The 21,084-nt window shown below is 61.7% G+C and carries 18 protein-coding genes; 6 read left to right on the top strand and 12 right to left on the bottom strand.

The genetic code is table 11. The features are described from left to right. Positions 1-422: 422 nt before the first annotated feature. A complete protein-coding gene (locus BLX89_RS14105) occupies positions 423-2,390 on the top strand; it encodes a M23 family metallopeptidase (protein WP_075291516.1) in 1,968 nt (655 codons plus the stop codon). Between the two features lie 175 nt (positions 2,391-2,565). Here the strand turns inward: BLX89_RS14105 and clpB are convergent, their stop codons facing one another. From clpB to BLX89_RS14070, 7 genes are all read right to left on the bottom strand, one after another. After that, positions 2,566-5,169: an ATP-dependent chaperone ClpB gene (gene clpB / locus BLX89_RS14100; protein ID WP_075291515.1), complete on the bottom strand. Its 2,604-nt coding sequence runs from the start codon at positions 5,167-5,169 to the stop codon at positions 2,566-2,568. A gap of 57 nt (positions 5,170-5,226) precedes the next feature. Continuing rightward, the gene (locus BLX89_RS14095) at positions 5,227-6,630 is read right to left on the bottom strand and encodes a multidrug effflux MFS transporter (RefSeq protein ID WP_083637518.1); all 1,404 of its coding nucleotides are present in this window, start codon (positions 6,628-6,630) and stop codon (positions 5,227-5,229) included. Positions 6,631-6,761: 131 nt separating this feature from the next. Next, positions 6,762-7,508, bottom strand: coding sequence for a DUF4167 domain-containing protein (locus BLX89_RS14090; protein ID WP_075291514.1), 747 nt, complete (start codon positions 7,506-7,508; stop codon positions 6,762-6,764). A 349-nt stretch (positions 7,509-7,857) separates the two neighbouring features. Then, positions 7,858-8,718 carry a peptide chain release factor N(5)-glutamine methyltransferase gene (gene prmC / locus BLX89_RS14085; protein ID WP_075291513.1) on the bottom strand — a complete coding sequence of 287 codons (861 nt, stop codon included), beginning with the start codon at positions 8,716-8,718 and terminating at the stop codon, positions 7,858-7,860. Beyond that, positions 8,715-9,797 carry a peptide chain release factor 1 gene (gene prfA, locus BLX89_RS14080; RefSeq protein WP_075291512.1) on the bottom strand — a complete coding sequence of 361 codons (1,083 nt, stop codon included), beginning with the start codon at positions 9,795-9,797 and terminating at the stop codon, positions 8,715-8,717. The genes prmC and prfA overlap by 4 nt, the downstream gene beginning before the upstream one ends. A gap of 282 nt (positions 9,798-10,079) precedes the next feature. Continuing rightward, the gene (gene ptsP, locus BLX89_RS14075) at positions 10,080-12,347 is read right to left on the bottom strand and encodes a phosphoenolpyruvate--protein phosphotransferase (RefSeq protein WP_075291511.1); all 2,268 of its coding nucleotides are present in this window, start codon (positions 12,345-12,347) and stop codon (positions 10,080-10,082) included. 88 nt (positions 12,348-12,435) lie between these two features. Further along, positions 12,436-13,689, bottom strand: coding sequence for an aspartate kinase (locus tag BLX89_RS14070; RefSeq protein ID WP_075291510.1), 1,254 nt, complete (start codon positions 13,687-13,689; stop codon positions 12,436-12,438). A gap of 508 nt (positions 13,690-14,197) precedes the next feature. On the opposite strand from BLX89_RS14070, the gene BLX89_RS14065 reads away from it, so the two are divergent. Then, positions 14,198-14,458 carry a type II toxin-antitoxin system ParD family antitoxin gene (locus tag BLX89_RS14065; protein WP_198935148.1) on the top strand — a complete coding sequence of 87 codons (261 nt, stop codon included), beginning with the start codon at positions 14,198-14,200 and terminating at the stop codon, positions 14,456-14,458. After that, positions 14,451-14,639, top strand: a complete 189-nt coding sequence (locus BLX89_RS14060) for a type II toxin-antitoxin system RelE/ParE family toxin (RefSeq protein ID WP_342587595.1) — start codon at positions 14,451-14,453, stop codon at positions 14,637-14,639. Before BLX89_RS14065 ends, BLX89_RS14060 begins: the two co-directional genes overlap by 8 nt. A gap of 104 nt (positions 14,640-14,743) precedes the next feature. On the opposite strand, the gene BLX89_RS14055 is transcribed toward BLX89_RS14060, so the two are convergent. Then, positions 14,744-15,775: a glycerophosphodiester phosphodiesterase family protein gene (locus tag BLX89_RS14055; protein ID WP_245292827.1), complete on the bottom strand. Its 1,032-nt coding sequence runs from the start codon at positions 15,773-15,775 to the stop codon at positions 14,744-14,746. Between the two features lie 155 nt (positions 15,776-15,930). Continuing rightward, positions 15,931-16,521: a TetR/AcrR family transcriptional regulator gene (locus BLX89_RS14050; RefSeq protein ID WP_075291508.1), complete on the bottom strand. Its 591-nt coding sequence runs from the start codon at positions 16,519-16,521 to the stop codon at positions 15,931-15,933. Positions 16,522-16,664: 143 nt separating this feature from the next. Here BLX89_RS14050 and BLX89_RS14045 point away from each other — a divergent pair, with 143 nt between their 5' ends. Next, a complete protein-coding gene (locus BLX89_RS14045) occupies positions 16,665-17,075 on the top strand; it encodes a RidA family protein (protein WP_075291507.1) in 411 nt (136 codons plus the stop codon). A 47-nt stretch (positions 17,076-17,122) separates the two neighbouring features. Here BLX89_RS14045 and BLX89_RS14040 read toward each other — a convergent pair whose 3' ends face one another. Then, positions 17,123-17,581 (bottom strand): SRPBCC family protein, encoded by a 459-nt coding sequence (locus BLX89_RS14040; protein WP_075291564.1) that lies wholly within the window; start codon positions 17,579-17,581, stop codon positions 17,123-17,125. A gap of 48 nt (positions 17,582-17,629) precedes the next feature. Here BLX89_RS14040 and BLX89_RS14035 point away from each other — a divergent pair, with 48 nt between their 5' ends. Both BLX89_RS14035 and BLX89_RS14030 read left to right on the top strand, forming a co-directional pair. After that, the gene (locus BLX89_RS14035) at positions 17,630-17,953 is read left to right on the top strand and encodes an ArsR/SmtB family transcription factor (RefSeq protein WP_075291506.1); all 324 of its coding nucleotides are present in this window, start codon (positions 17,630-17,632) and stop codon (positions 17,951-17,953) included. Positions 17,954-18,017: 64 nt separating this feature from the next. Further along, complete coding sequence (locus BLX89_RS14030) at positions 18,018-18,233, top strand: hypothetical protein (protein ID WP_075291505.1); 216 nt, start codon at positions 18,018-18,020, stop codon at positions 18,231-18,233. 2 nt (positions 18,234-18,235) lie between these two features. Here the strand turns inward: BLX89_RS14030 and BLX89_RS14025 are convergent, their stop codons facing one another. Both BLX89_RS14025 and BLX89_RS14020 read right to left on the bottom strand, forming a co-directional pair. Next, positions 18,236-20,431, bottom strand: a complete 2,196-nt coding sequence (locus BLX89_RS14025) for an ATP-binding protein (RefSeq protein ID WP_083637505.1) — start codon at positions 20,429-20,431, stop codon at positions 18,236-18,238. Positions 20,432-20,555: 124 nt separating this feature from the next. Further along, the gene (locus BLX89_RS14020) at positions 20,556-21,080 is read right to left on the bottom strand and encodes a winged helix-turn-helix transcriptional regulator (protein WP_075291504.1); all 525 of its coding nucleotides are present in this window, start codon (positions 21,078-21,080) and stop codon (positions 20,556-20,558) included. Positions 21,081-21,084: the final 4 nt, after the last annotated feature.

Raw genomic sequence — 21,084 nt, 5'->3', positions numbered from 1 at the left:
AAGAAACTTCAGAGCGAGTTCGTCGGTCGCCAGCAGCGCCGCCGCCCTCGTTGGTGAGCGGGTTATAGTCCCCACCAGCTTCGATAGTCAACAGGGTTTTTGAGAAAAAATGACAGTTTTCTGACAAAACCCGGATTTGCAGGGCTTTGCGGGCTGAAAAAAGTTTCGTGCCCCCTTTTGCCCGCCCGCCGCATCGGCAACCTCTCTATTATGCCTCTATATAGGGAGGCGATTGCCCTCAGTTTTTCACATTCCCAGCCTCTAAGCAGAGCATGGTGTGAAGGAGTGCTTCGTGTAGGCCGTCAACCGGGCCCGGCCAAATCGCCGGTTTGACTCCCCCGGCCGAAAGATGCACAAGTTTGCGACAATTTACCGAGACCATAATAAGAAACGGCCGAAATCAGGGACCCCGCTTTATTGGCATGATCACGGACAGGACCACGATCCGGTCGCTCGGCAACGAGCCCCCGATCCTTGCGGATGGCCGCAAGGCCCCCGACCGGCGCGAGATTTCGCTGCGCTGGCTTTCGGGCACATTTCTTACCGGCATCACATCCAGCCTTCTGATGGGCGTCGCTCTCTTCGCAGCGCTCGACGGTCGCCAGCAGCTCGCCATCCCCGCAGAAGCCTATGCGTCGCTCGACGCCGGCGTTCGCGGCAGCCAGCCGGCCACATCCGCCAAGCGCGGAGACCGCATCCTGACGCCGAACATCGTCGCCAAGCCTTCCGACAAGACCATCCTGGAAGTCTCCACGATGATCCATGACGGCGAGAAGGAAGTGGTGCGCCGCCAGCCCTTCTCCCATGTGAAGATGACGCTCGCCGCCAATCACCAGCCGTCCGAGAGCTACCCGAATTTCGATCCGCTGGCGATCTTCTCCTCCGACGAGGCAGAAGCCGCCCCGCCCGTCAGCCGCACCGGCACCATCTACGGCTCGGATGTCGAATCCGAGGTGGCCCTGAAGACGCTCGATTTTCCCCTGAAGGGATCGCCCCTCGCCTTTGCCCCCTCCATGACGCTCGACGAAGTGGAGGAGAACGTTCGTACCAACGGTTCGGTGCTGACCGAGGGAAACACCCAGGTCGCCTCCCTCTTCTATGTGGATCCGCGCCGTTTCGCCTCGGACGCCTCCGACCTCGACCTGCTGCAGGGGCTTTCGGCCCGCGTCGTCGAAGAGAATATGTCGGTCGCGCCCTCCGAGACGATCACCGAACAGACCACAGAATTCGCCGACGACGTCATTCCCGTGCGCCGCGCCACCCCGATCGCGGCGGTGATGATCAATGCCGGCTATGCCAAGGCCCAGGCCGAGGACATTGCCGGCTATCTCCGCCCGGCCCTGCACGCGACCGAGCTTCAGGAAGGCGACGTCCTGCGCATTGGCATCATCCAGACCGGCGAAAACGGCCGGGCGAAGGTGGTCCGCGCCACCGTCTACTCCCGCGGCCGTCATGTCTTCACCATGGCGCTCGATGACAGCGACAGTTTCGTCAAGGCTTACGAGCCGCCGCCGCTCGATGCCGTGGCCACCGCCTTCGACGACAGCGGCATGCCGGCGGTCAATACGGGTCGGGATCTGCCGCGCGTCTATGACGGCGTCTATCGCGCCGCCCTGTCCTACGGCATGAACTCGACGATGATCGCACAGATGATCCGGCTGCTTGCGAGCAATGTCGATTTCCAGGCGCAGCTCAAGCCGACCGACAGCCTCGAAGCCTTCTTCTCCGTGGCCGACGAGAGCGGTCAGGCAACGGAGGATTCCGAGCTTCTCTACGTCAACGCCAAATTCGGCGATACACAGACCCGGTTCTACCGGTTCCAGGATCCGGACGATAACTCGGTCGATTACTACGACGACAAGGGCAAGAGCATTCGCCAGTTCCTGCTGCGCAATCCCGTGCCGAACGGCATCTTCAGGTCCGGCTTCGGCATGCGCCGTCACCCGGTTCTCGGCTTCTCGCGGATGCACACCGGCGTCGATTGGGCCGCGCCCCGCGGCACGCCGATCATCGCCGCCGGTAACGGCACGGTGGAAAAAGCCGGCTGGGATTCCGGCGGCTACGGCAACCAGACCCTCATCCGCCACGCCAACGGCTATGTCTCGTCCTACAACCACCAGAGCGCCATCGCCAAGAGCGTCAAGGTCGGCTCGAAAGTGGTCCAGGGTCAGGTGATCGGCTGGGTCGGCACGACCGGCCTCTCGACCGGCCCGCATTTGCACTACGAGTTGATCGTCAACGGCAACCGTGTCGATCCTCTGCGCATCCGTCTGCCGGGCGGCAAATCGCTCGATGGCAACGCGCTTGCCCAGTTCGAAAAGGAACGAGGCCGTATCGACGAACTTCTGAGCAAGGACAATGGCAGCAACGAAGTCGCGGCGGCTCAATAGGGTTTGCCAGGTTCAGATTGAACCTGAGAGACCCTCTGTTTTTTTGATTTCGTTTGTCTTTTCGGGAAAACCGGTTCCCACTTTTCCCTGACAAACTCCAGTCTTTCCGCCACCGCCTGATACAAACGGAAAAGGGCCGCTGCGGGGAGCGGCCCTTTTCATGTCAGTGCAAGCCTTAAGCCGCAGCTTTCGCCGCGTCGTCCCGCCGCTTGAAGTTCAGCCGGTCGGAACCGGCCAGAACCTTGATGACGGAGCCATCCGGGAACTCGCCCTGCAGGATTTTTTCCGCAAGCGGATCCTGCAGATACTTCTGGATCGCCCGCTTCAGCGGACGCGCGCCATAGGCCGGGTCGTATCCCTTGTCGGCCAGGAAGATGCGGGCATCTTCGTCCAGTTCGATCGTGAGCTTCCGCTCGGCGAGCAGCTTGCGCAGCCGTTCCAGCTGGATCTCGACGATCGCACCCATCTCGTTCCGCTTCAGGCGGTGGAACAGGATGATCTCATCGACGCGGTTCAGGAACTCGGGGCGGAAATGACCGCGCACCACTTCCATCACCTGCTCGCGCACCACGTCGCTGTCATCGTTTTCGCCAAGCTGGGTCAGATATTCCGCGCCCAAGTTGGAGGTCATGATGATCATCGTGTTGCGGAAGTCGACCGTGCGGCCCTGGCCATCGGTCAGGCGACCGTCGTCAAGCACTTGCAACAGAACGTTGAACACGTCCGGATGCGCCTTCTCGATCTCGTCGAACAGCACGACCTGATAGGGCCGGCGCCGAACGGCTTCCGTCAAGGCACCGCCTTCCTCATAGCCGACATAGCCGGGAGGTGCGCCGATCAGCCGGGCCACGGAGTGCTTCTCCATGTACTCGGACATATCCATGCGCACCAGCGCGGTCTCGTCGTCGAACAGGAAGCGCGCGAGCGCCTTGGTGAGCTCCGTCTTACCCACCCCTGTCGGGCCGAGGAAGATGAACGAGCCGATCGGACGGTTCGGGTCCTGCAGGCCGGCGCGCGAACGGCGAACCGCGCGCGACACGGCCTGAACCGCATCGCCTTGGCCGACGACCCATTTCGCCAGCTCGTCTTCCATCCTGAGCAGCTTGTCGCGTTCGCCCTCCAGCATCTTGTCGACCGGAATGCCGGTCCAGCGCGAGACGACGTGGGCGATGGCGTCCGGCGTCACGACTTCCTGAACCATCGAGTTGGTTGAGGCATCCTGCGCCTCGGCTTCCTCGATTTCCTTTTCGAGCTTCGGGATCACTCCATAGGCAAGTTCCCCTGCCCGCTGGAATTCACCCTTGCGCTGCGCGATCGCCAGTTCGTTGCGGGCTTCGTCCAGCTGCTTCTTCAGGTCAGCGGCAAGGCCAAGCTTCTGCTTTTCCGCCTGCCAGCGGGCCGTCAGCGCATCGGCCTCTTCCTCGATCGAGGCGAGGTCGAGCTCGAGCTTTTCCAAGCGATCCTGCGACGCGCGGTCGGTTTCCCGCTTCAGGGCTTCTCGCTCGATCTTCAGCTGCATGATGCGGCGATCGAGTTCGTCCAGCTCTTCGGGCTTGGAGTCCACCTGCATACGAAGACGGGAAGCCGCCTCGTCCATCAGGTCGATCGCCTTGTCCGGCAGGAACCGGTCGGTGATGTAGCGGTTGGAAAGCGTCGCAGCCGCAACGAGAGCAGAGTCGGAGATCCGCACCTTGTGATGCTGCTCGTACTTTTCCTTCAAGCCGCGCAGAATCGAGATCGTATCCTCGACCGTCGGCTCCTCGACCATGACCGGCTGGAACCGGCGGGCAAGCGCCGCATCCTTCTCGACATGCTTGCGGTATTCCTCAAGCGTGGTCGCACCAACGCAATGAAGTTCGCCGCGCGCAAGCGCAGGCTTCAACAGGTTGGAGGCATCCATCGCCCCGTCCGCCTTGCCGGCACCGACCAGCGTGTGCATCTCGTCGATGAACAGGATGATCTCGCCGGCTTCCGCCTGCACTTCGTTGAGGATCGCCTTCAGCCGCTCTTCGAACTCGCCGCGATATTTCGCGCCGGCGATCAGCGCGCCCATATCGAGCGCCATCAGCTTCTTGTCCTTCAGGCTTTCCGGCACGTCGCCATTGACGATGCGCAAGGCAAGGCCTTCGGCAATCGCCGTCTTGCCGACGCCGGGTTCACCGATCAGTACGGGATTGTTCTTGGTGCGGCGCGACAGGACCTGGATCGTGCGGCGAATTTCATCGTCGCGGCCGATCACCGGGTCGAGCTTGCCCTCGCGGGCATCCGCCGTCAGGTCACGCGCATATTTCTTCAGCGCGTCAAAGCCGGCCTCGGCATTGGCGCTATCGGCGGTGCGCCCCTTGCGGATTTCGTTGATCACCTGGTTGAGCTTCTGCGGCGTTACACCGGCCTGCGACAGGATCTTCGACGTCGGAGCCGAACTTTCGACAGCAAGCGCCAGCAACAGACGCTCGACGGTCACAAAGCTGTCGCCGGCCTTCTTCGCGGCTTCTTCCGCCGTGGTGAAAACCTTGGCCAGCGGCTGTGCGAGCGAAAGCGAGCCGTTACCGCCCGATACTTTCGGCAGCTTGGACAGCGCGAGATTGTTGGCCGTACGCGCCGCCTTCGGATCGCCACCCGCGCGTTCGATCAGCGAGGATGCCATGCCCTGATCGTCGTCGAGCAGCACCTTCAGCACATGCTCGGCCGTGAACTGGGGATGCCCTTCGGAGAGGGCATGGGTTTGCGCGGACTGCAGAAAACCGCGAACCCGCTCGGAATATTTCTCGATATTCATCAATTTACCTCCGTGGGATCGGAAAGCCCTGATACGGCACTGTCCGATGTGTCAGGATCAGGCTCCCTCAAGAGGCGAGCCTGTCATATGGATCGACGCCCCGCATTGCGCGATGTCAATCATTTGATGAGAATATGGGAGGACGATCGGGGAAATTAAAGGCCCGCAAGACGTGTCTGATAACGAAATCGTGAGCGGCTGCGACCACCTTCTGGCGGCGACCCGCCAAAGCCGAAAAAACAGGCAACGGCCGCTTGATGAGGCTCCATGGATGGCTGGCGCATCCCCTCGGTTCGCGATGTGCAAAAAAGCGAAACCGCAGAAGCCAGCTGCAAGAAAACCGAAAAACAGATAGACGACCGTTCCATCGTAAAAGCCGCCGAAACCAACGGCAAACAGGGTTGCGACGAGGCTCGATCCCGATGCGATCAACGATGCGCCGAAACCGGCGACATGCCCAAGAGGCTGCATCGCCATCGCGTTCAGATTACCGAAAAGAATGCCGATGGCAAAAAAGAGAGGAAACAGGAAAGCCAGAAAGATCGCGAACGGCAACTGGCCGCCACAGGCGATCGACGTGGCTGCCGCCAGAAAACCGATTGCCGACAGACCGATGAAAGCGGCGCGCGCCATGGCTTCCATTCCGAACCGCTGCACCAACCGCGCATTGAGAAACGAGGCAATTCCCATCGCCGCCGCCAGCATGGCGAAATAGACAGGAAAGGTCTCGCGAACGCCGTAGGCATCGAGGAAGAGGTCCGCCGCCGTGCTGAGATAAAGCAGCTGCGCCCCGAAAACCAATCCCGTCGCCAGGATGAGCAGGCCGACGCGACGACTGGAGAGAATACGAAATCCGTTGACGATCAGCAGCCGGGGCCGAAAGGGAATGCGCTGTTCGACGCGCAGGGTTTCCTGTTGCCGGACGGCCAGCCAGCAGCCGAGGCAAATGGCGATGACCAGATACGCCGCAAAGACGCTGCGCCAACCCGCGATCGCGATGAGCCCCTGGGCTAGCGCCGGAGCAAGCATCGGCACCAGAATGAACAGCGTGAACATGAAAGACATGACCCGCGCCATCGCATCGCCCTCGAACTGATCACGGATCATGGCCCTTGTCGCGATCTTGGGGCCGGACACGCCGATGCCTTGCAGAAACCGTCCGAGAATGATCATCTCCAGCGAGTTCGCCAGCATGGCCACAAGCGTTCCCGAAACGTAGACTCCAAGTCCCAGCAGAAGCGCCCGTTTCCGCCCAATGGCGTCAGACAACGGCCCCAGCAGCAATTCGCCGAAAGCCATTCCCAGAATGAAGAGGGATATGACGTGCTGTGTGGAAAGGTAGGGAGATGTCCCGAACTGCACGCCGATCTCCCGCAGGCCCGGCAACAGTGCATCGATGCTGAGCGACGTCAGCGAAGTCAGGAGAGCATAAAGGACAAGGCGTTCTTGAAATGTGATCAAGGCTGAAACGAACCGTGGGGAAACTGCCTGAAGCTTATACAGCAAGGCTTTGCCCGTCTGCTTTCGCGCCGTCAAAAAGCGAAAAACCCGGAACGTCCGTCCGGGTCTCTCGAAAATCAGCGCAAAAAAACTTACTCGGAAGCTTCCACCAGAGCAGGCGCTTCGCCACCTTCAGCGGCGCCCTCTTCCGCGTTCGTCTCGCCGCGGCGCGGCTGGCGGCGGGGGCGCGGGGTTCCGCGACGACGCGAGGGCGCACGGGCGGCGGGAGCCGCCTCTTGCTCTTCCAGCGAAACTTCCGCCGGAACGCCTTCGATCACCGGCTGCGGACCGGAGCCATCGATAACCGGCTGCGCTTGAGCCTGCGGCTGGCGAACCTTCGGTTCCCTCGGTTCCCGTGGCTCTCTCGGTTCCCGCTGCTCGCGCTCGCGCGGCTGGTGCTGCTGCACGGGCTGAGCGGCAACCGGCGCATCTTCGACATAACCCTGATCCTGATCGTCCTGATCGTTCTGATCGCGGTCGGAACCGTCGCGCTCCTCGAAGCTGTTGCGGTCGTCGCGCTGATAGCGTTCCTGCATCTGCGCCTGTGCGGCGGCAATGATGCGGTTATAGTGTTCAGCGTGCTGCAGGTAGTTTTCCGCCATGACCCGGTCGCCGGAGCTCTGCGCATCACGGGCCAGGTTCATGTATTTTTCAGCAATGTGCTGGGCGGTGCCACGGATCTTCACATCCGGGCCGGAACTGTCATAGGTCCGCGTCAGCGGGTTCTGGCCCTTGCGGTTGTGGTTGTTGTTGCCACCGCCACCGTTGCCGCCGCCACCATTGTTGTTATTGTTGTTGTTACGCCCACGGCCGCGCTTGTTCTGCTGTCCTGGCCTCATCGTATTGTTCACCCGAATTCTCTTGGTAAGTGATGATCTTGTGGCTTCGTGGCTCGATCGGGTTATTCCGGATCAGGCAAGCACGCGCCGCGAACCAACCGCTTCAAGGCGGCGACGTCGCTGGTTAAGTCAAAATAACAGGTACCCGCACAAGGCACTGTCGAACCTTAGCACTCTTTTTTGAGAGCAATCCCTGCGGCTCGGTCTAACCGGAACGAATCTCGGTCGGTGACCTTCTGCCCAGTGCGTAGCGGCAACCTAGCTGGCTTCCCTCGCGATTCCAAGCCTTTTCTTTGCGTCTGCGAAGGGAAAACCTGTTGTTTGTACACTTTCCTGATGCCTTCCTGCATCAGCCGGCCCTGAAAATGATCGCCCTGTCGTTGCCGCCGAGGTCGCGGATACGATCAATGACCACAAAACCGCAGGCCTCGAACACGCCGCCCACCGTCATGAGCTGGTCATAGCCAATCTCGACGCCCACAACCCCGCCAGGGTTCAGGTGATCCAAGGCTTTCGCTGCAATCGCGCGGTAGGCATCGAGCCCATCCTCACCGCCGTCGAGCGCTATTTCCGGATCGTGATCGCGCACTTCCGGCGCAAGCGACAAGACGACGTCGCTACGAATATAGGGTGGATTTGACACGATGATGTCGAAGCGCCCGTCAACGGCGCCAAACCAGTCGCTTACGACGGTTTCAAACCGAGAGCCGATGCCGTTCAGATCAGCATTGGCACGCGCCGTTTCAAGCGCTTGCGCCGAAATATCCGTGCCGACACCCGTTGCTCCCTCGACGGCACTGAGGATACCGAGGCAAATCGCCCCCGTTCCCGTGCCCAGATCGATGATCCGGCACTCGCCCTTTTCGGCAAAAATCTTCCGCGCATAAGGCACGAGACCATCGACGATCATTTCCGTGTCAGGTCTGGGCTCCAGCGTCGCCGCCGACATGGTCAGCGTCAGCCCGTAGAACTCCCGCTTGCCGAGAATGCGGTAAACCGGCTCATGCGCCGCCCGCCGCTCGATCGCCGCGCGCACCCGCGCCGCATCGTCGGGTGAAACCACCGCATCCCCCCGCACCATCAGGTCGGTCGCGGAAAGATCGAGCAGGCCTGCAACCAGCACCCGCGCATCGAGAGCGGCTTCACCGATATGCGCCTCGAAGAAGCGCGTCTTCGCCTCGGCCAGCAGGCTCTCGCGGGTGTCGCTCATCCCTTGATCTCGCCGAGCTGTGCGAGCTGATCGGCCTGATAATCCGCCAGGAGCGCATCCACCACCTCGTCGATCTCGCCCATCATCATCCGGTCGATCTTGTAGAGCGTGAGGTTGATGCGGTGATCGGTCACGCGGCCCTGCGGGAAATTATAGGTGCGGATACGCTCAGAGCGATCGCCCGACCCAACCTGGCTCTTGCGCGAGGCCGAGCGTTCGCTGTCGGCCTTCTGACGCTCCATGTCATAAAGCCGCGAACGCAGAACCTGCATTGCCTTGGCGCGGTTCTGGTGCTGGGATTTTTCCGAGCTGGTGACAACAATGCCCGTCGGCAGGTGGGTAATGCGCACCGCCGAGTCCGTCGTATTGACGTGCTGTCCGCCGGCACCCGAGGAGCGCATCGTATCGATGCGGATATCCTCGTTGCGAACCTCGATATCGATATCCTCGGCCTCCGGCAAAACAGCCACCGTCGCCGCCGAGGTATGGATGCGCCCCTGCGTTTCCGTATCCGGCACGCGCTGAACCCGGTGAACGCCGGATTCGAACTTCAGCTTTGAAAACACCCCGCGCCCGGTGACGTTGGCGATGATTTCCTTGAAGCCGCCGGCATCGCCTTCGCTGGCGGAAAGCACCTCCACCTTCCAGCCCTTGTCGGAAGCGTAGCGCTCATACATCCGGAAGAGGTCGCCCGCGAAAAGTGCCGCTTCCGAACCGCCCGTCCCGGCGCGAATTTCGAGGATCGCGCTCTTCTCGTCGGCTGCATCCTTCGGCAGGAGCAGGATCTGCATATCCTTCTCCAGCGCCTCGATCCGCTCCTCGATCTCGGGCTTTTCCATTTCGGCGAGATCGCGCATCTCGCGATCCGTCGATTTGTCCGCCAGCAGCGCCTCGACATCGGCAAGCTCGCCCTGCGCCTTCTCATAGGCACGTATCTTGGTGACGACCGGTTGAAGCTCGGAGTATTCCGACGCCAGCTTCACATAGACATCCGCCGCCGGCCCCTCGGCCATACGCGCCTCGATCTCCGCAAACCGCCGCTCCAGCTCGCGCATTTTTTCGACAGGAAGTGTAGCCAAGTCTTACTCCGAGCCAATAATGGCCTGTTTTCGTTCAATCCATCAGGCTTTCTGCAGCCATTTGAGGGGGATCACCCCCCTCTGTCACTTCGTGACATCTCCCCCTCAAGGGGGGGAGATCGTTCTTTCCATCAATATCTCAGCCGCGACTTACACGAATTTTCAATTTAGGCAAAACGGCGCTGCGCGCATCAATCTCCCCCCTTGAGGGGGAGATGTCGGCGAAGCCGACAGAGGGGGGTACTGCGGCATACTCAAAAGCAGGCCTACCACTCCAGACCACTAAACCGGAATGTTGTTCTCAGCCGCAAACTGGGCGAGCAGTTCCCGCATCGGCACCTGCGACTTGGTATCATCCAGCGCCGCATGCAGCATTTCTGCCAGCCTGTCGACATCCAGCCCGAGCAGCATCGCCTTTACCGGCCCGACCGCCGTCGGCGACATCGAGACCGAACGGAAGCCTATACCAAGCAGCGCCATCGCGGACAGCGGCTTGCTCGCCATCTCGCCGCAGAGCGTGACGCTCGTGCCGCTGCGGTCACCCGCCCGGACGATATCGCGCAACACCCGCAGGAATGGCCGCCCCAGCACATCAAAGCGATCCGCCACCCGCGCATTGCCGCGGTCCACAGCCATGGTAAACTGGAACAGGTCGTTCGAGCCGACCGAGACGAAATCCACCTCGTTCACCAGCTCGTCCAGCTGCCAGAGCAGTGCGGGCACTTCCAGCATCGCGCCGAATTTCAGCTTGCGCGGCAATTGCTCGCCGGTCTTCGACTGCCGCTGGATTTCCTTCTGCAACAGCTCGCGCACCGCACGCAGCTCCGACACCTCGGTCACCATCGGCAGCATCAGCCGCAGTTCCGCACCGGCAGACGCCCGCAGCATCGCCCGCAGCTGCGTGCGCAACAATCCCGGCCGGTCGAGCGAAAGACGGATTGCCCGCCAGCCCAGCGCCGGGTTTTCCTCTTCCGCCGCGCGGAAATAGGGCACCACCTTGTCGCCGCCGATATCCAGCGTGCGGAAGGTCACGGGCTTGCCGCCCGCCTGCTTCATCACGTTGCGATAGAAGGCTTCCTGGTCTTCCATCTTCGGCATGGTCGAGGCGATCATGAACTGCAGCTCGGTGCGGAAGAGGCCGATGCCCTCGGCACCGGATTCCGCCAGCTGCGGCAGATCGACCAAAAGGCCGGCATTCATCTGCAGCTTGATGCGCTTGCCGTCCTTGGTGACAGGCTCGACATCGCGCAACGCCCGGAACTGCTCCTGCCGGCGTGCGCGCAGCTTGACCTTTTCCTCGTAAGCCCGCTGCAGATCGGGCATGGGTCGCAAATGCACCTTGCCGTCATCGCCATCGATGATGATCGCGTCGCGATTTTCCGCAAGTGCCACCGCACCCGCCGCCTGCCCGACGACCGCGATCCCCATGGCGCGCGCCACGATCACGACGTGGCTGGTGACGGCGCCTTCTTCCAGCACCAGACCGCGAATGTTTTCGCGCGGATAGTCGAGCAGTTCGGCCGCGCCCATGGCGCGGGCAACGACAATCGCATCGGAGGGGAAATCCGTCGCCGAAAGCTTCGCCCCGTAGCCGGTCAGCTGCCGCAGAAGCCGGTTTCCGAGATCGTCGAAATCATGCATGCGCTCGCGCAGATACGGGTCCGTCATCCGGATCATCCGCGCCTTGGTCTCGCTCTGCACCCGCTCGACCGCTGCTTCCGCGGTCAAACCGTTGCGGATCGCTTCTTCGAGCTTGCGCACCCAGCCGCGATCATGGGCAAACATCCGGTAGGCCTCCAGCACCGCCCGGTGCTCGCCCTCCATGGAAACGTCGCGCCGCGACAGCATGTCGTCGATCGAGATGCGCAGCGAGCCCAGCGCCTCCGCCAGCCGGCCCAGCTCATGTTCGGTATCGTCGTTCAGGAGATTGGTGACGACGATACGCGGCTCGTGCAACACGACGTAACCGAGCCCCACACCTTCGCTGAAGCTGGAGCCGTCAATGCTCACCGGCCGCGAAAGGTCGAGTTCCAGCCCCGGCCGGGTGATTTTCTTGAGTTCCCCGGTTGCCACCATTTCGGCGAGCACCATCGCCGTGGTTTCCATCGCCTCGACCTCGTCGTCGCGATAGGTGCGGCTGGCCTTGTTCTGCACGACGAGAACGCCGAGCGAGCGGCCGGTGCGCAAAATCGGCACGCCGAGGAAGGAGTGATAGATCTCTTCGCCGGTCTCCGGCAGATAGGTGAAGGCGGGATGCGATTGCGCATCGGAGAGATTGAGCGGCCGCGCGGAGGCGGCAATGGTGCCGACGAGGCCCTGCCCCATCTGCAGCTGCGCCAGATGCACGGCGTCCTTGTTCAGGCCTTCGGTCGCATAGAGTTCGAGAACGCCGTCGGAGCGCAGCACATAAACAGAGCACACCTCCGCGACCATGTTCTGCGCGATCTGGCGAACGATCTGGTCAAGGCGCTCCTGCGGCTCGAGCGGCTCCGCCATCAGTTCGCGCAGCCGCTTGAGAAGAACGCGCGGACCTGCAGAGAGGTCTCTCATCGCGCAACGTCTCCCGTATAACAGTCATCGAATGCCAGTCACGGGCAGCGGCGCAAACAATCGCCGCTGCCATTCGCAGCGTGTCCGATCAACTCTTATCGAGACCGTAGACAGAATGCAAAGTCCGAACCGCCAATTCGGCATAAGCGCCGTCGATCAGGATCGAAATCTTGATTTCAGAGGTGGTGATCGCCTTGATGTTGATGCCTTTTTCGGCAAGTGCCCGGAAAGCGGACGCCGCCACGCCGGCATGGCTGCGCATGCCGATGCCGATGACCGAGACCTTCACGAGGCCCGATTCGGTCTGGATCACATCGTAGCCGATCTTGTCCTTGGCATCGGAGAGCACCTTCATCGCCTTGTCGACGTCGGTCGAAGGCACGGTGAAGGTCATGTCGGTCTTGGAGCCGTCTTCGGAAATGTTCTGGACGATCATGTCGACATTGATATGCGCTTCGGCAAGCGGACCGAAGATCGCAGCCGAGACGCCCGGCCGGTCGGCGAGACGCCGCAGCGAAATCTGCGCTTCATCCTTGGCATAGGCGATGCCGGTTACGACTTCCTGTTCCACGATCTCATCCTCATCACAAATCAGCGTACCGGGGGGATTCAGGAGATCGCCCATGCCCGGTGCATCGGGGTCTTCGAAACTGGAGCGCACGAAGGTACGAACCTTGTGAACCATGGCAAGCTCGACCGAGCGGACCTGCAGAACCTTGGCGCCGAGTGATGCCATTTCCAGCATTTCCTCGAACGCGACCTTCTTCAGGCGACGCGCCTTGGGCTCGATGCGCGGATCGGTCGTGTAGACGCCGTCGACGTCGGTATAGATATCGCAGCGATCGGCCTTCACGGCGGCGGCAATCGCCACCGCAGACGTATCCGAGCCGCCACGGCCCAGCGTCGCGATGCGATTATCCGGTCCGAGGCCCTGGAAGCCGGCGATAACAGCCACCTGGCCCTCGCCAAAGCGCCTTATCAGCTCGGTGCCGTCGATTTCAAGAATACGCGCCGCGCCATGCGCATTGTCGGTGCGGATCGGGATCTGCCAGCCCTGCCAGGAGCGGGCATTGATACCGATGTGCTGCAGCGCGATGGCCAGAAGCCCGGACGTCACCTGCTCGCCGGAAGCAACGACGGCATCATATTCGCGCGCATCATGCATGGGGGAAGCATCGCGGGTCCAAGAGACCAGTTCGTTGGTCTTGCCGGACATGGCGGAAACGACGACCGCGACCTCGTGACCGGCATCGACTTCACGTTTCACATGGCGGGCAACGTTTCGAATGCGATCCATATCCGCGACGGAAGTTCCGCCGAATTTCATGACGATGCGTGCCATATGCCTCTACCGGTAGAATTGCCGCGCGAGCCCCCGCGCCTGCGATGGCGGTCTCTTAGCGAAATTGTGACGGCGGTGCAACGGGGAGAAAGAGGAGGAGTTGGGGAAGGATTTATGGGTACGTAAAGGAAGGGCTAAAACACAATGATTGAGCTTCGTCGGTAAAGAAGCCTCAGCAACCCGCCTGATACGCGAAAATCGGTTGTACAAATTAGGCATGGAGATGAACCAACCAGGCCGTTGTTCTTAAAATCGGGTCGCTCTGTCGTGCTACTCCTAGTCCAACAAGAGTTGTTCAACATATTTCGGGGTAACTTTCCCCTCGTAAAGCAATAATTGCCAGTCAGACACCTTCTTCATGAACCGAACTCCTCTGTTCGGGCCTAATATGGTCATTCTCAACAACACCTTATGCTGCTTCGCTGCCTTACCGGCAAGCTGAGACAAACTAACAAAATTTGTTAGAAATTATTAGTTGTGGTATTACCACCGGATGAAAACCACCAACATGCGCACCCTCACAGTATCACTCACTCCGCATCAGGCGGAGATGATGCAGAGCGCCGTTGAAAATGGCGGCTATGCCTCAAACAGCGAGATCGTCCGCGATGCCCTGCGGCTCTGGGAGCAACGCGAGGAAGTCCGGCAGCTGGAAATGGCCCGCCTGAAAAAAGCCTATGACGAAGGCATGGCCAGCGGCGAAGGCCGGCATATCAGCGCCGATCAACTTTTGGCGGAGCTGAAAGCAGAAGCGCGGTCGCGTGGCTGAATATATCCTCAGCCCACGCGCCGAGGACGATTTGCGAGACATCTGGCGCGCCATCGCGCCAAACAATGAACAAGCTGCCGATGCTCTTTTACGGCGCCTTCTGGATAAGGCGGAACTGGCCGCAGCTCACCCAGGAATGGCGCACCCCGCCCGGAACTCAGCCCGACGGCCCATATCCTGATCGAGGGCCGCTACATCATCATCTACGAGCCGATGCCCTACGGCATCTTCATCGCCGCCGTTGTCTACGGCCCGCGGGACCCGGAAACCTGGCTGACCTGACCCTCAATTCATTAGATCATACGGTATGCGATACCCGTTCGCTTCCAGCCACTGGATCGCCGCCTTCGGCTCGTCGGTCTGGAGAATGGTCACGCCGCGGTCAATCCAGAAGCCGTAGCTTTCCTCCGGGTCGCGCATGGCGAGTTCGTCGCCACGGCCGCCGGCGAGCATGCCGGGCGGGCGGTTGACGATCGGGTAGGTGTTGGCCCACATGTGCCAGTTGCCGGCGATCGCAGCCGCATGGGCCTTGGCGCTGAAGAGCGGCCCACCCTTGTCAGTCAGCGGCCCCTCTTGCCTGCGCCAGTTGATGAGCTCGGCCGCCGGGGCCGAAAAGGCGGCCGTGGCGCGGCCCATGAAGGCGGCGTTGTCGATGGCGTCATCGGCGATGATCGGCATGAAGATCACATCGTCGCCCACCGTGTTCATGACCGCCCGCGCCTCTTCGATACGTTTCGCGCTCCAGAGGTTTTCCTTCATGACGATCTGGTGGGCGGTGCCGACGGCCCGCGCCTCAGCAGCCACGTCCGGCAAAATGTCCGGCCCCAGCTTGTTGTCGATATTGACGAGGATCTGGTCCTTGGCGACACCCAGCATCTCGGTCAGCGTCGGCACGACCTCCTCGCTGACGGCGCGTGAGCCTTCGGTTACGAGATGACATTTGCGCAGTTCGGCCAGCATATAGGTGTCCACCTCGCCCTTGCAGGTCGTGGTGCGGTCAAGCCAGCTGTCATGCATGACGACGAGCGTGCCGTCGGCGGATTTGCGCACATCCAGTTCCACCATCTCGGCACCGAGCGCAATCGCGTGATGGATCGAAGCACGCGAGTTTTCAGGCATCACGATGACGCCGTTTTCCTTCCACCCCGCGCGGTGGGCCACCACCATCACATGCTGGCGCCACTGATTGGCGTTCTTGAGGCGATCGAGGATCAGGCGGGCGCGGCTGGTATCGGCAGCCTGGACGGTGAGAGCATGGGTGGCGATCCCGCACAGGGCGAAAAGCGACACGGTGGCGATTGCGAGCATGCGGCGCATCAGCGACATCCCTGGCCATCAAACATGCCAAGGCGGATAGGCGACTCGCATGACACACCCATGAAGCGGGGATGACACATTGATGAACTGTGACGGATGCAATCCCGGCCAAACGCACCGCATCCGCTGACGAAACCGGCTGCAGGATAAAGCGCTTAAGACTTCGCCAGCAGGCCCTCGGCCATCGCCTGAAAGGCCGCGATCGCCTTCGGCAAAACGGTTTGCGGCTCGTCGCTCGCCGCCACCCACAGCGCGGCATTGAGCGCGGCCCCGCTCACCAGCCGGGCCGCGGCTTCCGCATCCAGAGGCTTCAGGACCCCTTGCGCCAAGAGCCGTTCCACCGCCTGCTGGGTCAGCACAAGACAGCTGTTCTGGCTCGGCCATTGCGACGGATCGCCCAACACCGCCGGCCCGTCGAGCAGCACGATACGCTGGACCTCGGGATCGAGCGCCATCTCGATATAGGCCGCGCCCTCGGCCAGCAGCGCCTGCCATTCATCCACCGAGCCGGCGGCGATATCGCGCGCCCGCCCCGCCATTTCATCGTCGATCTGTTTGACCACGGCGGCCAGCAGGCCCTTCTTGTCGCCGAAATTATGATAGAGCGCGCCGCGCGTCAGTCCGGCCTCCGCCGTCAGCTCATCCATGGAAGCGCCGGCAAACCCTTTTTCCGCAAAGGCTTTCCGGGCCGCGGCGATCAGTTTTGCCCGGTTTTCCTCCATTGTCTCGATACGGCTTCTCGCCATGCGACCCTCGAATTTTGACATACGCGACGTATACGTATTGACATACGTACCGTATGTGACTTATTTTACATACGAACCGTATATCAAACAATGCGGCCTTTTGTGAAGAGCAGGGGCCGCGCAACCTGCAAAGGCAGACAACCATGAGCAAACGCAAAGCCATCTTCCCCGCCGGCCGCCACGCCCTTTATGACGTCCACCGGTATTCCGCAGCCGTCCAGTCCGGCGAGCTGCTGTTCGTTTCCGGCCAGGTCGGCAGCCGCGAAGACGGCTCTCCGGAGCCTGACTTCGCCGCCCAGGTCCAGCGCGCCTTCGACAATCTGGAAGCCACGCTGAAAGCCGCAGGCGCCACCTTCGACGATATCATCGACGTCACCACCTTCCACACCGATCCGGAAAAGCAGTTCGAAACCGTCCTGGCGGTCAAGGACCGGATTTTCCCGGAAGCTCCCTATCCGAGCTGGACGGCAATCGGCGTCAACTGGCTGGCCGGCTTCGATTTCGAAATCAAGGTCATCGCCCGCATTCCCGAAACAGCCCGGCAGGCGGCCTGATCGGGCATGGCGCGAAGGGCCTCCGTCACGGGAGGCCCCTCGCCCACCTATTTGAACATGCCTTCGCGCAGGTTGATGCCGTGTTCCAGCCAGGCCTTCATCGCGCAGAGCGCCTGCATCCAGCCTTCGCAATTTCCGTAGGACGCCTTCAGGCCCGCCGGCGTCTCGCGCCAGCCCTCCTCGGCGATGGTCACGAGCGTTCGCCCGTCCTCCAGCGGCTCGAATTGCATCGTGACCGTCGTATCGTAGGGCGGACCGGCCTCTGGCCCTTCGTTCGCCTCCCACTGAAAGACGACCTTCTCGTTTTGAACGACATCGACGATCCGCACCGGAAATTCGCCCGGGAAATCATGAAACGACCACATCACGGTGGCCCCCGTTTCCATCCTCCCCTTGGCACCGCCGGTGGTGAAATAGCGCGACAGTTTCGCCGGATCGACCACCGCCTCGAACACCTCGGCCACGGGTTTTGCGATGCGGCCGGATACCCTGAATTTCAGTTCCATCATCTCTTCCTCCTTGCTCCTGTCGCCATTATGTTATAAAAATATAACATGTCAACGCGAATCGATAACGACAAGATTTTCAAGGCTTTGGCGAATGCCACCCGCCGCGATTTGCTGGATTGCCTGAAGGATCAGCCGCAGACCACCGGCCAGCTCTGCGAGGCCTTCCCCGTGCTCGACCGCTGCACGGTGATGCAGCACCTGAAGGTTCTGGAAGACAGCGACCTGATCATCATCCGCCGTGAGGGCCGCGAGCGCTGGAACCACCTGAACCCGATGCCGATCAAGCACATCCACGACCGCTGGATCGGCGCCTACGCCGCCCATGCGGTGGATCTCATCGGCCGCATGCAGATGGACATGGGCGACTGACCGGATTGCTCCCGCCGATCGATCGGCCCATAGTCATGCCATCGCACCAAACCGGGGAGGCCCCATGCACACATTCACCGTAACCACGTCGCAGGACATCCAGGCCGACAGCGCCGAAGAAGCCGCTCTCCTGATGTACCAGGCGCTCCTGAAGGGGCCGCCACCGCTGCGCTATGCCGTCACGGATGAAAGCGGCAAGACCGAGACGTTGACGCTCGATCTGGAAAAGGCCGCCGATTTCGCCGCCATCGACCACACCGCCGATCCCGGCAACTGGTAGCCCTATTTCGTCAGCAGTTCCCGCACCCGCCGGGCAAAGGCATCTGCCAGAAACGGCTTCGTCATGACATGCATGCCATGGTCGAGGTGGCCATGGTTCAGCACCGCATTTTCCGCATACCCGGTCACGAACAGCACCCTGAGATCGGGCCGCCGGATGCGAACGGCATCGGCCAGCTGCCGGCCGTTCATGCCGCCCGGAAGCCCGACATCGGTGACGAGAAGATCGATCGGCTGCCCGGAGTTCAAGATACGCATGGCGCTCGGGCCGTCGTCCGCCTCCAGGATGTGATAGCCCAGCTCCTCCAGGATCTCGACCGCGACCATCCGCACCAGCGGCTCGTCGTCGACCACAAGAATGGTCTCGCTTCCCGAAGCACGCGGCGCTGCCACTTCAACGATATCGTCATCGACCTCGGCCTCGCCGAGATGGCGCGGCAGGTAGATGCAGATCATCGTCCCCTTGCCGAGTTCCGAATAGATGCGAACCGAGCCACCGGACTGCCCGGCAAAACCATGCACCATCGAAAGCCCGAGCCCCGTGCCCTGCCCCGTCGGCTTGGTGGTGAAGAAGGGATCGAAGGCCCGCTCGACGATTTCGGGCGACATGCCGGTGCCGGTATCGCTGACGCAGAGCGATACATATTGCCCGGGCGTCAGGCCCCGCTGTTGCGCCGCCCTCTCGTCCATCCAGCGATTGCCGGTCTCGATCGTCAGCTTGCCGCCATGGGGCATGGCATCGCGGGCGTTGATGCAGAGATTGAGCAACGCGTTTTCCAGCTGGCCGATATCGACAAAGGTGGTCCAGAGGCCGCCGGCCAGCGCGGTCTCGACCTCGATGGTCGGGCCGACGCTGCGGGTGATCAGATCCTGCATGTCCGATACCAGCCGGTTGAGGATCGTCGGCTTCGGGTCGAGCGTCTGTCGGCGGGAAAAAGCAAGCAGGCGCTGCGTCAAGCCCGCCGCGCGCTTCACCGCCCCTTGCGCGCCGGTGACGAACCGCTCGAGTTCGCTGATGCGGCCCTGCGCCAGCCGGGTCTGCATCAGCTCCATCGAGCCGGAAATGCCGGCAAGCAGGTTGTTGAAATCATGGGCGAGGCCGCCGGTCATCTGGCCGACCGCCTCCATTTTCTGGGAGTGGCGCAGTTGTTCCTCCGCGCGCATCAGTTCGGCCGTGCGCTCGGCCACCCGCTGCTCAAGCGTTTCGTTTAGCGCCCGAAGAGCCGCCGTCGCCCGATCGCGCTCGTCTTCCGCCGTGCGCCGCGCCTCGATGTCGAGGAGGACGCCGGGAAAGCTGAGCGCCGTGCCGTCCGGTGCAAGCTCGACGCGACCGTTGGCTTCCAGCCAGTAGTATTTTCCGTCCGCGCGGCGGGTACGATATTGATGGGCGTAGGGCCCACCGCGCCGAAGCGCCGCGTTCATGGCAGCCAGCAGCCCTCCCCTGTCATCGGGATGCACCGTCTGCGTGACCTGCTCGATGCTCAGACCTATGCGGCCAAGCTCGGGGTCGAGACCGAAAGCCTTTGCGAAAGCCTCGTCAACGGCAAAGCGGTTGGCCGGCACATCCCAGATCCACGTTCCGATGATGGCGCCTGCCGCCAGCGCCAGCTGGACGCGCTGGACGTTCTCGCGCGCGTTCGACTCACTAACCCTGAGCGCAGCTTCCGCCTCGCGCCGCGCTGTGATGTCGCGAAACAGAACAGACACCTGACACAGGCTGGCCGGCTCCATGCGCGCCGCCGAAACCTCGATATATCGTCCGACCGCGATGAAATGCTGCTCGAAACGGATGGGCCGACCGCTGCTAAGCACGCCGCCATAGAGCTTCAGCCAATCCTCCGCGCCGTCGGGCTCGATCTGACGCAGGGTCTTGCCGATGATATTGGCGATGCCGGTGTGGCGCTCGTAACCGGAATTGGCCTCGATATGCACGTAATCGCTGAGCGGACCATGCGGGCCGTCAATAAACTCGATGATGCAAAATCCATCGTCGATTGCCTCGAACAACACGCGATAGCGCGCCTCGACCTGCAACAGGGCATCTTCCGCATTGAGGGTATCGAGCGTCGAAAGTCGCGCGGGGGACGTCGCAGGCCGCTGCTGCGCGCGAAGACGCCGCACTTCCTCCTCCAGCTGGTCCCGTGAAAACGATGTCAGGTCCGAACTCAATGCAACACCTTTTCGCGCCTGTCGCGCCATCACCCCTGTAGACCGTCAGATTTAGCTCACCGGCGCCGGTCTGCAATAGCGCCTGCCTGCGAAACATTGCCATAGATGAGCCGACCGTGGATATGGGCAGACCGGAAAACCGCTCTGAAGATGCTCAGGGCACCGGAGGTTCGGAATGTACGGGACCATGCGACCCTCGGGCCACGACCGCGAGATAGGCGGCCTGCAGTTCCGCCAGGACGGAGCGTGTCGGCCGTTCGGTCTTCAAGTGAATGAACCGCAGCTCTGCCATGAACGCCTCCCACATCTCAGGCCCGCCTTTTTCCAGAAGCTCGGCCCGGATCGAAAGCGCTTCCGACGGCCGCGTATGCCGCCGCCCCCAGGCACCCATGTGAGCGAGCAGCGGCAGAAGCTGGATCGAAGCCTCGGTCAGGCTGTAGATCGCCTTCTGTTTGTGGCTCGGATCGTCAACCTTCGACAGCAGCCCGTTTTTTACCAGCCGCTTCAGCCGGTCTGCCAGCACATTCGAGGCAATGCCTTCTTCCGACCGGCTCAGCAACTCGCGAAAATGCCGCCGGTTGCCGAACATGACGTCACGGATCACAATCAGGCTCCAGCGATCGCCGAGCATTTCCAGCGTCAGGTTGATCGGGCATCCCGACCGATGGCCGGTATCCATGGCG

This window comes from Pararhizobium arenae (assembly GCF_001931685.1).
Taxonomy (GTDB): domain Bacteria; phylum Pseudomonadota; class Alphaproteobacteria; order Rhizobiales; family Rhizobiaceae; genus Pararhizobium; species Pararhizobium arenae.
Note: the sequence above shows the minus strand (reverse complement) of the source record. Positions and strands in the feature narration are given on the sequence as shown.